Source organism: Aeromonas sp. R3-1, assembly GCF_040908345.1.
Taxonomy (GTDB): domain Bacteria; phylum Pseudomonadota; class Gammaproteobacteria; order Enterobacterales; family Aeromonadaceae; genus Aeromonas; species Aeromonas veronii.
Genome location: NZ_JBFODN010000082.1, coordinates 1 through 12,566 on the forward strand (window position 1 = coordinate 1; position 12,566 = coordinate 12,566).

11 protein-coding genes are annotated in these 12,566 nt (G+C 59.2%); 5 read left to right on the forward strand and 6 right to left on the reverse strand.

Annotation, left to right across the window (positions count from 1 at the left end; translation table 11 throughout):
- The first annotated feature begins 328 nt into the window (after positions 1-328).
- Positions 329-1,453 carry an HD-GYP domain-containing protein gene (locus AB5Y85_RS05365; RefSeq protein WP_368221245.1) on the forward strand — a complete coding sequence of 375 codons (1,125 nt, stop codon included), beginning with the start codon at positions 329-331 and terminating at the stop codon, positions 1,451-1,453.
- 166 nt (positions 1,454-1,619) lie between these two features.
- Here AB5Y85_RS05365 and AB5Y85_RS05370 read toward each other — a convergent pair whose 3' ends face one another.
- The 6 genes from AB5Y85_RS05370 to AB5Y85_RS05395 form a co-directional block, all read right to left on the reverse strand.
- A complete protein-coding gene (locus tag AB5Y85_RS05370; RefSeq protein ID WP_005338109.1) occupies positions 1,620-1,805 on the reverse strand; it encodes a hypothetical protein in 186 nt (61 codons plus the stop codon).
- Positions 1,806-1,847: 42 nt separating this feature from the next.
- Complete coding sequence (locus tag AB5Y85_RS05375) at positions 1,848-2,423, reverse strand: NifB/NifX family molybdenum-iron cluster-binding protein (RefSeq protein WP_368221246.1); 576 nt, start codon at positions 2,421-2,423, stop codon at positions 1,848-1,850.
- Positions 2,420-2,734 (reverse strand): DUF134 domain-containing protein, encoded by a 315-nt coding sequence (locus tag AB5Y85_RS05380; RefSeq protein WP_005338107.1) that lies wholly within the window; start codon positions 2,732-2,734, stop codon positions 2,420-2,422. Before AB5Y85_RS05380 ends, AB5Y85_RS05375 begins: the two co-directional genes overlap by 4 nt.
- A 224-nt stretch (positions 2,735-2,958) precedes the next feature.
- Complete coding sequence (locus AB5Y85_RS05385; RefSeq protein WP_005359180.1) at positions 2,959-4,140, reverse strand: dicarboxylate/amino acid:cation symporter; 1,182 nt, start codon at positions 4,138-4,140, stop codon at positions 2,959-2,961.
- A 192-nt stretch (positions 4,141-4,332) separates the two neighbouring features.
- Positions 4,333-4,884, reverse strand: a complete 552-nt coding sequence (locus AB5Y85_RS05390) for a hypothetical protein (protein ID WP_368221247.1) — start codon at positions 4,882-4,884, stop codon at positions 4,333-4,335.
- Between the two features lie 105 nt (positions 4,885-4,989).
- A complete protein-coding gene (locus AB5Y85_RS05395) occupies positions 4,990-5,628 on the reverse strand; it encodes a TetR family transcriptional regulator (RefSeq protein WP_040065945.1) in 639 nt (212 codons plus the stop codon).
- A gap of 140 nt (positions 5,629-5,768) precedes the next feature.
- Here AB5Y85_RS05395 and AB5Y85_RS05400 point away from each other — a divergent pair, with 140 nt between their 5' ends.
- The 4 genes from AB5Y85_RS05400 to rfbD form a co-directional block, all read left to right on the forward strand.
- Positions 5,769-6,962, forward strand: a complete 1,194-nt coding sequence (locus AB5Y85_RS05400; protein ID WP_021231193.1) for an efflux RND transporter periplasmic adaptor subunit — start codon at positions 5,769-5,771, stop codon at positions 6,960-6,962.
- Positions 6,963-6,979: 17 nt separating this feature from the next.
- Positions 6,980-10,129, forward strand: coding sequence for an efflux RND transporter permease subunit (locus AB5Y85_RS05405; RefSeq protein WP_368221248.1), 3,150 nt, complete (start codon positions 6,980-6,982; stop codon positions 10,127-10,129).
- Positions 10,130-10,752: 623 nt separating this feature from the next.
- Positions 10,753-11,874 carry a dTDP-glucose 4,6-dehydratase gene (gene rfbB, locus AB5Y85_RS05410; RefSeq protein ID WP_368221249.1) on the forward strand — a complete coding sequence of 374 codons (1,122 nt, stop codon included), beginning with the start codon at positions 10,753-10,755 and terminating at the stop codon, positions 11,872-11,874.
- On the forward strand, positions 11,874-12,566 hold a 693-nt coding region (gene rfbD, locus AB5Y85_RS05415; protein ID WP_368221250.1), incomplete at its 3' end, for a dTDP-4-dehydrorhamnose reductase. The genes rfbB and rfbD, both read left to right, overlap by 1 nt.

Consider the following 12,566-nt stretch of genomic DNA (forward strand, 5'->3'; position numbering starts at 1 on the left):
TGCCCATGATGCAGACTTGAAGAGGATGGTGGTGATCAGATCACCAAGTCCTCAGTTAGTTCCATTCAAGCTGTATCGATTTGGGAAACAACGCCCCAAAAACTATACAGCCAGCATGGCAGAACCGAACAATATCTCCGACCAGGCAAGATTGCGCCGCACGAGCAGCCGGTGATGGCGCGCCCTTGGTAGGGCTATTGCCTCTGCCATGCAGGCTTGTTGTGGGGAAGCTGCTTTGTTGATTTTTCTGTCAATTTTGACGCTGTGGCGGGGAGAGCGTCAAAGGGAGTCACTATACTTCCATCACGGGGTCCCGTTGGAGATGGCGATGGAAAGTTCATTTGGCGAAAAAATGCAGAGTGTACATGCCACGCTCAGGCAGCGCTTTGACAAGCTGAGTCGGGTGGCCATCGCGATTTACGATCCCCATACCGATCAGCTCAAGACCTTTGCCCACAGCACCGAGGGGCCTTCGCCGCTGGTGCAGTATGAGGTGAAGCTGAGCGATGTCCCCTCCCTGAGTTATCTGGCGGAGCACAAGCAGCCCCGGGTGCTCGGCAATCTCGATGCCCTGCGTGGCTCTGCGTCGGAGCACAGCCGCAAGGTACTGGAGGCGGGTTATGCCTCCAGCTATACCGAGCCGCTGCTGTTCAACAGCAAGCTGTTTGGTTTTCTGTTTTGCGATGCCATGGAGCCGGGATACTTCGAGGAGCCGATCCGCAGCGAGCTGTCGGCCTATGCCCAGGCGCTCTCGGCCATCATTGCGGTGGAGTTTTTCTCCATCCAGACCCTTGGCGGCGCGCTGACCACGGCGCGGGAGTTCAGCCGTTATCGGGATGAGGAGACCGCCAACCATCTGCACCGGATGTCGGCCTACTCCCGGCTGATCGCCAAGACGCTGGCCCCGACTTGCGGGCTGAGCGATGAGGAGGTGGAGTTTATCTACCTCTTCTCTGAGCTGCACGACATCGGCAAGATCGCTGTGCCGGATGCCATTTTGCTCAAGCCGGGCAAGCTGACCCCGGAAGAGTTCGAGATCATGAAGATCCACCCAGGCAAAGGGCGGGAGATGATCAGCCTGATGATCAACGAGTTTGGTCTCGATGGCATTCACCACACCGACATGCTGACCAATATCATCGCCAGCCATCACGAGCGCTTTGACGGCACCGGCAATCCGCTGGGGCTGGCGGGGGAGGCGATCCCGCTGGCGGCGCGCATCGTGACGGTGGCTGATGTGTTTGATGCCCTGACCAGCGAGCGCCCCTACAAGAAGGCATGGCCGTTCGAGACGGCGTTTGCCTATCTGGAGGAGCATGCCGGCAGCCAGTTTGATCCCGCCTGTGTCGCCGCAGCCCTGCACAACAAGGCCGAGTTTTATGCCATCTATCAGCAGTATCAGGATCCGGCCTGCACTCCGAGTGTGGCGCCCAGCGGCGCAGAGCCGGGTTGAGCGCGTGTGATGAGCGTAAGGGGGGAAAGAGGCGGTTCAAGCATGACGAGGAATAAATAGAGATGGGGGCACCAGCAGGTGCCCCCCTCTCTTTTATGTGCCTCTCGATTCCACGCGCCCTTATTTTGCCGACCTTCTATCTGCGGCTAGGGCGGCTGCGCTCAGGTTACTTTTTGGGCGTCGGCTCGCTGATCTGATAGAGGTGATCCGCGCAGGCGCTGGAGCAGCCACAGGGACGCACCTCTTTATCTTCCCGCTTCTGGGCAAGCTGGTATTGGCGCCACCAGATGATGGTGCCCATGGCCAAGATCAGCACGAACGAGGCGAGCAGGCTCAACAACCAGATGGACATGATCTCTTCTCCTTGATGGTGATGACATGCACAGCGATGGCATCAGTGATGATGGCAGCAACCGCCCTGCTGGTTGGCGCCTTCACTGCCGTGGCAACAAGTATGGCCTTGCAGTGGGCTCTCTGCCTGATTGCCACTACTGGCGCAACAGTGATCGGAGCCACTGTTGCAACCATCGTGACAATGTGGGTGGCCTGCGCCGACGGGCTGGATGGCACGGATAGTCGCCTTGCTCTGATGACGACGAGACGGACGGCCCTGACTTGCCTCGGTAAGAGGTTGCAAATTGGTGGGGGCTAGCAGCGCGGGCAGCGGCAGGCGGGCAGAGCGACACTGCAGCACCCGGATATTGGCTGCCAGCAGGCGCCCCAGCATTCGCTCGCCGATATTGCGCACCACCACCTGACCCACCTGATGATGGGCGAGGGCGTCGAGCAGCGCTTGCTTGCCGTGGCAGCCTTCGGCGGCGGCCGGGTTAGCCAGGGTGGCGATAACGTTCCCTTCGGGGCTCAGGATCTGCAACTGCTCGGCACGGGTAAAGTGGCCAGCCAGCAACCCCTGACTCAGCATCAGGGCGCTGTTGCAGAGGGTGGTGGTCATGGTTGTGACAGCATTCATGTCGGCTCTTCTCCACTGGTTGGGTGGTCGGGCTCGGCGGGTTGCATCATCAATGCCTTGCCCAGACTCAGACACTCCACCACCTTGTAGCGCCCTTTTTTCAGGATATTGGCCAGGGTCTGGCGGGAGACCCCCATCACCAGGGCGGCCTCTTGCTGCTGCATTCCTTGAAGGTCGACGAGGCGCAGTGCCTCGAACTCGTCAGGGGCCAGCGTGACCTGTTCCAGCTGATGCATGGGGCGGCCGTTGGGTTTGAAGCAGCTGTTGGCGGGGCGGCCACAGATCTGGCGGGCAATCTTGGGTCTTGGCATGGTGGCTCCTAATTGGCATAAGCCATTTATACGCTCATATGTAGCATATGCCAATAATTTTGTCGGGTGTAGAGAGCTGCGCGAATGCTGTTTACGGCAGAGGGGGGTAAAGAGAGGGAGGAGGAATACGTACAAACACTGTGAAGGTGGCAGAAACGACGCAGGCCCGAACATGGTTCGGGCCTGCGGTTTTTGCAGAGGATGGTCGGGCCTTCCCGGCGAGCTTATGCCTGTTCGGCCTCGGCCACTGGAGCTGCGCTCTCGCTACCGTTGGCGAAGCGATCCGCCCACAGGGCAATCACGCCGTCACCGGTGACGTTGCAGGCGGTGCCGAAGCTGTCCTGCGCCAGATAGAGGGCGATCATCAGGGCGATGGAGGCTTCACCGAAACCGAGCATGGAGGTGAGCAGGCCCAGCGCCGACATCACGCCACCACCCGGCGCGCCTGGTGCGGCGATCATGATCACCCCCAGCATCATGATGAAGGGGAGCATGGTCTCGATGCCCGGAATGGCCAGATGCTCGGAGAGGAACATCACCGCGGTGGCACAGGTGACCAGGGTAATGGTGGAGCCACAGAGGTGAATGGTGGCGCACAGGGGCACAGTAAAGTTGGCGATACCGTCGCTCACCCCGTTGTTCTTGCTCGATTGCAGGGCGACCGGAATGGTGGCGGCGCTCGACATGGTCCCAAGCGCGGTGAAGTAGGCGGGCAGCATGTTCTTGATAAGCTGGGCCGGTGAGCGGCCAAGGGCCAGACCGGTACCCACGAACAGTACGGAGAGCCAGATCCAGTGCATCAGGATCGCCATCACCAGCACCACGCCGAAGGTCTTCAGGGTAGCGAATACGGTGCCTTCCACCGTCATCTCGACAAAGACGCCGGCGATGTAGAACGGCAGCAGCGGAATGATCACCTTGGCCAGCAGGCGGTCGATGATGTCACGACCCTGATCGGCGACCCGGCGCAGATCGGTGGCCTGGGTGGCGCTGATGCCGATGCCGAACACGAAGGCGGCGGCCAGTGCCGACATCACGCCAAACAGCGGCGGGATCTCCAGATTGACGTAGGAGGCGAGCTTGATGGCCGTGGCCGTGGTGGGCTCGGCGGCGGTGGTGAACTGCGGGATCAGGTGGCTCGCCACGGTAAAGGCGAACAGCCCCGCCAGAATGGTGGAGCAGTAGGAGAGGGCCACGGTTTTGCCCAGCAGCTTGCCGGAGTTTTTCGGCAGGCTGGCGATGCCGCTCATAATAAAGAACAGAATGATGAGCGGAATGGTGAAGGTGATCAGCTGACCTATCACTGTCTTGGCCGTAAACAGCACGCGCGCCACCCACTCAGGGGCGTAGAGACCGAGCAAGAGACCGGCAAGGATGCCAGCAATGAGTTTCAGGACAAGTTTCATAAGGAAATCCGGAGTTGGTTGTATTGTCTGTTTTGTTATTAAAATTTGATATTAATCACACTTTTTAACACGTAAGCCGTGTTATGTCTGCCTTTTCTGCGTTAACGCCGAGTTAAATATTGTCGAAGGCCAAGATCGCCGACTAGCTGTCGGCTTGGCGTTGAATGGGAAAATTCGTGATGAATTAGCCCGTTAGGTGGCCTGATGATCGCCACGCAGCAACATGACGTACTGATTGGCGTTTTGACTTGAGGAATCTGACGTACTGGCTGATACGGCTTCCATCGGCGCCAGTTGCAGCGCTATCCCGGATGTGGTGACCAGTTGTTGTAGCTCATCGTGACTAATCTTGCCGCTTGGCGGCAGGGGGAAGCAGAGCGGAGCACCCGCTTTGAGCAGGGTCGCCAGCTGTTGCAACTGGGGAACAAGGGTGGCCACGTCGCTATCAAGCGGGCGGCTCAGCCAGATGCCATCGTAAGGGAGCACCGAGTGCATCTTCGCCAGCGGGCAGACCCGCACCGCTTGCCCGGATTGCTGTGAGGCAACTCTGGCGTCGGCCAGCACAGCTTCACAGGCAGTGACTATATACCCTTCTGCACGCAGCCAGCACAGATCCTCCCCCATACCGCATTGACCATTGAGCAGGTGAGCACCGGGTTTGAGACGTGCCACAAAGGCAGTTCGAACGTGGGCGTGCTGGTCGTTAAATGGCCGGGAAGCGGGGATGGCGTCAGAGTGTGGCACAGGGGTTACCTCAAGCAGGGGGCGCACAGGGTAACAAATCGGGGCCTGACTGCCAAAGCGCGCGGTCAGGCCCCGATTTGGATGGGTGGGAGTTGCCGGAGCCGGTTAGCGGCCGCAGGCAGGCCCGTGGGGCTGGGCCAGCATGGTGAACATGCTCTCTATCAGGAAGGCGGATTCGCCCTGCAGGTCTATCCGCCCCGGAAAGTGGAGCCAGTTGATGATGTAGCCATCCAGAGTGCAGTGGAGCAGGGTGGCGGCGCGCTGCAGGTTGAGGTTGGCGGGCAGTTGGCCCCGCCGTACCGCATTGGCCAGGGTGGTCTCCAGGTCCCGAAAGAAGTTGGCGGACTGGCTGCGGATATGCTCGCGCAGTGAGATGGCTTCCCCCTCCAGCGATTCGAGATTGAACAGTATGGTGAACATCTGCCGCTGGGCCGGATTGTGAATGAAGCTGTGGAGCACCCCTTCGAAGAAGAGGCGCAGTTGCCCCAGCGGATCCGGCTCATCTGGATTGAGGCAGGCATCGAGCTGGTGGGCGAGGGGGCTGCAGAGCTCCTGCCAGAGCGAAATGAAGAGTTCATCCTTGTTCTTGAAATGCCAATAGATGGCCCCGCGGGTCAGGTCTGCCGCTCTGGCGATGTCGGTCAGGCTGGTCTTGGCCAGGCCCTGAGAGCAGAACAGATCCAGCGCCGTGCTCATGATGTGGCAGCGGGTTTGCTGCGCCTCTTCTTTGGTTCGTCTGGCCATCGAAATTTGTGCCTCATGCAAGCAAAAAGTCACTTACATACATTTATGAATGTATGTATATTGCCTCATCTTTCGACTATTTACCAACAGGGCCCGTGTGGCCCTGATTGTTCATTGACTGGCAAAGGCTCAGGTGTTTCATGCATAAACATATTCTTGCTCGTTCAGTTGGTCTTGCCTTGCTGGCTACAGGCTTGCTGGCAGGTTGTGGTGACAAGGGGGGCGCACCCCAGGGACAGGGCGGCATGCCCCCTGCGGCGGTCAACGTGGTGACCCTGCAGAGCGGACCGCTAATGTTGACCACCGAATTGACCGGTCGCAGTGCCCCGTTGCGGGTGGCCGAAGTGCGTCCGCAGGTGAGCGGCATCATCCTCAAGCGCCTCTTTACCGAGGGGAGCGATGTGAAGGCGGGCGATCTGCTCTATCAGATCGACCCGGCTGTTTATCAGGCGGCAGTCGCCAGCGCCAAGGCCAATCTGGCCAAGGCCGAGGCCAACGAGCAGAGTGCCCGCCTCAAGGCGCAGCGCTATCAGGAGCTGCTCAAGGTCAAATCCATCAGCCGTCAGGACTATGACGACGCCGACGCCAGCTGGAAGCAGGCCAAGGCGGAGATCATGGCGAGCAAGGCGGCTTTGCGCACTGCCGAGATCAATCTCGGTTACACCCGCATCACAGCCCCCATCAGTGGCCGCATCGGTAAATCCGCGGTAACCGAGGGTGCGCTGGTGACCGCCCAGCAGGCTGACAGCCTGACCGCCATCCAGCAGCTCGATCCCATGTATGTAGATGTGCGTCAGTCCACCGCCGATCTGCTGCGCCTCAAGCGACTGGTCGCCGAGGGCAAGCTGACCCAGGACGAGCAGAAAGGCGCCAAGGTGACCTTCCAGCTGGAAGATGGCAGTACCTATGGCGAAGAGGGCTCGTTGCAGTTCTCCGATGTGACCGTGGATGAGACCTCCGGCATGGTGACCCTGCGGGTGATTGTGCCCAACCCTCACCAACTGCTGCTGCCCGGCATGTTTATGCGCGCCACCCTGCAAGAGGGTGAGCGGGCGCAAGGGCTGCTGGTGCCGCAAACTGCCGTGACTCGCACCCCCAATGGTGGCGCCACCGTGATGGTTGTGACGGCTGACAACAAGGTGGAGCTGCGCAACGTGCAGCTGAGCCGGGTCGTTGGCAGCAACTGGGTGGTTGAGTCAGGGCTCACCTCCGGCGAGCGGGTGATCGTGGCTGGCTTGCAGAAAGTACGACCGGGCGCCGTGGTCAATCCCGCCGAGCAGGGTGCTGATGCACCGTCTGCTCAAGCCGCGTCCAACACCCCGGCCAACAAGTAGGATGGAGTAGTCGCTTCATGGCTCGATTTTTTATAGACAGACCCATTTTTGCCTGGGTGATCGCGCTGGTGATCATGCTGGCGGGCAGCCTGGCCATCATCAAATTGCCGGTCGCCCAGTATCCGAGCATTGCGCCACCCGCGGTCGGTATTTCCGCCAGCTATCCGGGCGCATCCGCCAAAACGGTGGAAGACTCGGTAACCCAGATCATCGAACAGAACATGACCGGGCTGGATCACCTGCTCTACATGTCCTCCCAGTCTGACTCCGCGGGGCGGGTGTCGGTGACCCTCACCTTCCAGCCGGGGACCGATCCCGATATTGCCCAGGTGCAGGTGCAGAACAAGCTGCAGCAAGCGATGTCGCTGCTGCCGCAAGAGGTGCAGCAGCAGGGGATCCGGGTACAGAAGACCTCCAGCAGCTTCCTGATGGTCGCGGCGTTCATCTCCAGCGATGGCAGCATGAATAACGACGATCTGGCGGATTATGTGGTCTCCAACATCAAGGAGCCCCTGAGCCGTCTGGACGGGGTAGGGGATATCACCTTGTTCGGCAGCCAGTACTCCATGCGGGTCTGGCTCGATCCCAACAAACTCAACCGGGTGCAGATGACACCGGGTGATGTGCAGGCGGCCATCAAGGCGCAGAACGCCCAGGTGGCGTTCGGCAAGCTGGGTGGCACACCATCTGTGGAAGATCAGCAGTTCACCGCGACTATCATGGGGCAGACCCGTCTCTCTACCGTGGAGCAGTTCAACGATATCCTGCTGCGGGTGAATCAGGATGGCTCCAAGGTACGGCTGAAAGATGTGGCCCGGGTCGAGCTGGCGGGCGAAAGCTATGACGCCGATGCGCTCTACAACGGCCAGTCTACCGCCGCGGTCGCCATCAAGCTGGCTACTGGCGCCAACGCGCTGGATACCGCCGAGAAGGTGCGTGCCAAGCTCAATGAGCTGTCGGATTACTTCCCGGCCAACATGGAGATCGTCTACCCCTACGACACCACGCCGTTTGTGAAGATCTCCATCGAGGAGGTGGTGCAGACCCTGATCGAGGCGATCTTCCTGGTGTTCTGCGTCATGTATCTGTTCCTGCAGAACTTCCGCGCCACCCTGATCCCGACCATCGCGGTGCCTGTGGTGCTGCTCGGTACCTTCGGGGTGATGGCGGCGTTTGGTTTCTCCATCAACACCCTCACCATGTTCGGTATGGTGCTGGCCATCGGCCTGCTGGTGGATGACGCCATCGTGGTGGTTGAGAACGTGGAGCGGCTGATGAGCGAGGAGGATCTCTCCCCGCTGGAAGCGACCCGCAAGTCGATGACCCAGATCACCGGCGCGCTGGTGGGGATCGCCCTGGTGCTCTCTGCCGTGTTCGTGCCGATGGCCTTCTTCGGCGGCTCGACCGGCGCCATCTATCGCCAGTTCTCACTGACCATCGTCTCGGCCATGGTGCTGTCGGTGCTGGTGGCGTTGATCCTGACACCGGCCCTTTGTGCCACCCTGCTCAAGCCGATGAAACATGGCGAGTTTGGGGCCAAGCGCGGCTTCTTTGGCTGGTTCAACCGCGCCTTTGATGCGGGGACCAATCGCTATCAGAGTGGCGTGCGCAAGGTGATCAAGCAGGGCGTGCGCTACAGCCTGATCTACGGCGCCATGCTGGCGGTGTTGGCAGTGCTCTTTATGCGGATGCCCACCTCCTTCCTGCCGGAAGAGGATCAGGGGGTCATCATGTCCATGGTGCAACTGCCGGTGGGGGCGACCAAGCAGCGTACCGAGGTGGTGCTGGCGGACATGCGCGACTACTTCCTGAAAAACGAGAAGGAGAACGTAGATTCCGTACTGACCGTATCTGGCTTTAGCTTCGCCGGTAGTGGCCAGAACGCGGGTATGGCCTTTATCAAGCTCAAGGACTGGAGCGAGCGCAAGAGCCCGGATCGCAGCGCCAATGCCATCATCGGCCGCGCCATGGGCTATCTGTTCAGCATCAAGGAGGCGCAAGTGTTCGCCTTTAACCTGCCTCCGATCCCGGAGCTGGGGACGGCGACCGGTTTTGACTTCTTCCTGCAGGATCGCGGCGGTATCGGTCACGACAAGCTGATGGCGGCGCGTAACCAGCTGCTCGGCATGGCGGCGCAGGATCCCACTCTGGTGCGGGTGCGCCCGAACGGGATGGAAGACACCCCCCAGCTCGATATCAAGATCGACTACGAGAAGGCGCTGGCGCAGGGGCTCTCCATCGCAGATATCAACAACACCCTGGCCACTGCCTGGGGCTCTTCCTACGTCAATGACTTCGTCGACCGTGGCCGGATCAAGAAGGTTTATATGCAGGCGGATGCCCCCTTCCGGATGAACCCGGAAGATCTGAAACTCTGGTATGTGCGCAACAGTGCCGGTCAGATGGTGCCCTTCTCTGCCTTTGCCAGCACCGAGTGGAGCTTCGGCTCGCCGCGTCTGGAGCGTTATAACGGCGTGCCGGCGATGGAGATCGTCGGTGAGGCGGCGCCCGGCAAGAGTACCGGTGATGCCATGGCCGCCATCGAACAGATGGTGAAACAGTTGCCGGAAGGGGTGGGCATCGAGTGGACCGGGCTCTCCTTCCAGGAGCGTCAGGCTGGTTCACAGGCCCCCGCGCTCTACGCCATCTCTTTGCTGGTGGTGTTCCTCTGTCTGGCGGCCCTCTACGAGAGCTGGAGCATTCCGTTCTCGGTGATGCTGGTGGTGCCGCTCGGGGTGCTGGGGGCCATTCTGGCTGCCACCCTGCGCGGGCTGGAGAACGATGTTTACTTCCAGGTCGGCCTGCTGACTACCATCGGCTTGTCGGCGAAGAACGCGATTTTGATCGTGGAATTTGCCAAAGAGCTCTATGACAAGGGGATGGGACTGGGTGAGGCGGTGGTGGAGGCGGCGCGCCTGCGTCTGCGCCCGATCCTGATGACCTCGCTCGCCTTTATCCTCGGGGTGCTGCCGCTGGTGATCAGCTCCGGCGCCGGCGCCAGCAGCCGTAATGCCATCGGTACCGGCGTGATGGGGGGGATGATCAGCGCCACTGTGCTGGCCATCTTCTTCGTGCCGCTCTTCTTCGTGCTGGTGATGCGCTACTTCACCAGCCACCAGAGCAAAGAGGCGCGCATGGCTGCAGCGGTTGAGTCAAAAGGTGACTGAGCAAAAGCGTGCCCATCTGTTCTGAGCGACAGATCACAATTTGATAAAAGAGTCAGTTAAAGCTGGCTATAAAATGGGGCAACACGAGCGGTTGCCCCATTTTTTTCGCCCAAAAAACGGTAACTTGGCTGTGATCTGTTCGATTTTTAAAGGTGATTCGGATGAGTTCATCAAGTGCGGTAGGTTCTCCATCGAATCTTTATTCAAAACCCTTGATGAAGGCACTTTTTGGTGTGCAGGTTTACAGAAAACGAGATAGAATCTGCCCCTTATCGGGCTGGTAGACTATGTGTCGTTTGGTTTGGTACCCCTCTTTTGGCTATAAAATGCGAGCGGGTAACACTGTTATCGACCATCAAAACATAAAAATGCTGGAGGACACGATGACCAACAGCAAGCAAAATCTGGTTAAAAGCAGCAAACTGGGGGCTGTAACTCAGGGGCGGTAGCCATGACATCACCCCTTTTTTTGTTCAAAAAATAAGCGTGCTTGTTGTTTTGTATAGCGTTAGCAATATACGTTATTTGTAGCTCCTTAATGTTAATCAACGGATCTGCCGCCTGCCATACCATACCCTCGATACCCAATTCTGTATTCACTCCTCGCAAGAGAACACATATCTATGAAAATTCTTGTTACCGGTGGCGCAGGCTTTATCGGCTCTGCCGTTGTGCGCCATATTATCCGTGATACCCAAGATTCCGTTATCAATCTCGATAAACTCACCTATGCCGGCAATCTGGAATCCCTGGCCGATGTATCGTCGAGCGAGCGTTATACCTTCGAACAAGTAGATATCTGCAACCGTGCCGAGCTGGATCGGGTGTTTGCTCTACACCAGCCGGATGCCGTGATGCATCTGGCCGCCGAGAGCCATGTTGACCGCTCCATCACAGGCCCGGCTGACTTTATCGAGACCAATATCGTTGGCACCTATATGTTGCTGGAAGCGGCTCGCGCCTACTGGAACGGCCTGGATGAGGTGCGCAAGGCGGCCTTCCGCTTCCACCATATCTCCACCGACGAGGTGTATGGGGATCTGCCCCATCCGGATGAAGTCGCCGCTGGTGAGCCATTGCCACTCTTTACCGAAACCACTCCCTACGCTCCCAGCAGCCCCTATTCTGCCTCTAAAGCCTCCAGTGACCATCTGGTGCGCGCCTGGCGCCGTACTTATGGCCTGCCGACCATTGTCACCAACTGCTCCAACAACTACGGTCCTTACCACTTCCCTGAGAAGCTGATCCCGCTGGTGATCCTCAATGCGCTGGATGGCAAGCCGCTGCCGGTTTATGGCAAGGGCGACCAGATTCGCGATTGGCTCTATGTTGAGGATCATGCGCGTGCACTTTACAAGGTGGTGACCACGGGCTTGGTAGGGGAGACCTACAACATCGGCGGTCATAACGAGAAACAGAACCTGGACGTCGTTCATACCATCTGCGATCTGCTCGACGAGATGGTACCTCTGTCTCCCTCGCACCTTGGGGGAGAGGGCCGGGGTGAGGGGAGAAGCTACCGCGATCAAATCACCTATGTGACCGATCGCCCCGGTCACGATCGCCGCTATGCGATCGACGCCAGCAAGATGAGCGCCGAACTCGCTTGGCAACCGCAAGAGACCTTCGAGTCCGGTATCCGCAAGACGGTGCAGTGGTATCTGGATAACCAGCAGTGGGTCAGCAACGTCAAGAGCGGCACCTACCAATCCTGGATTGAGCAGAACTACGGGGAGCGTACCTGATGCATATTCTGTTGTTTGGCAAAAACGGTCAGGTAGGTTGGGAACTGCAACGCGCATTGGCGCCGCTGGGCCGTATCACTGCCGTCGATTTTGACTCAACCGATTATTGCGGTGACTTCAGCAAGCCGGCCGGCGTGGCGGAGACTGTTCGCCTGGTGAAGCCTGATGTCATCGTGAACGCAGCAGCCCACACTGCGGTAGACAAAGCCGAGAGCGAGCGGGAGTTTGCCGAGTTGCTCAACGCCACCAGTGTGGCCGCTATCGCCAAAGAAGCGGAAGCATTGGGTGCCTGGTTGGTGCATTACTCCACCGATTATGTGTTCGATGGCAGCGGTGAGCTCCCCTGGCTGGAAACCGACACAACAGCACCGCTCAACGTCTACGGTGAGACCAAGCTGGCGGGTGAGCAAGGGGCTGCGCTTTGTTCCCGTCATCTGATCTTCCGCACCAGCTGGGTCTACGCCGCCCGCGGCGCCAACTTTGCCAAGACCATGCTGCGCTTTGGCAAAGAGCGTAGCGAGATGTCAGTCATCAATGACCAGTTCGGCGCCCCGACGGGTGCCGAGTTGCTGGCCGATTGCACCGCCCATGCGATCCGCGTGGCGCAGAGCAAACCCGATGTTGCCGGGCTGTATCATCTGATTGCCTCCGGCACCACCACCTGGTTTGACTACGCCCAGCTGGTGTTTGCC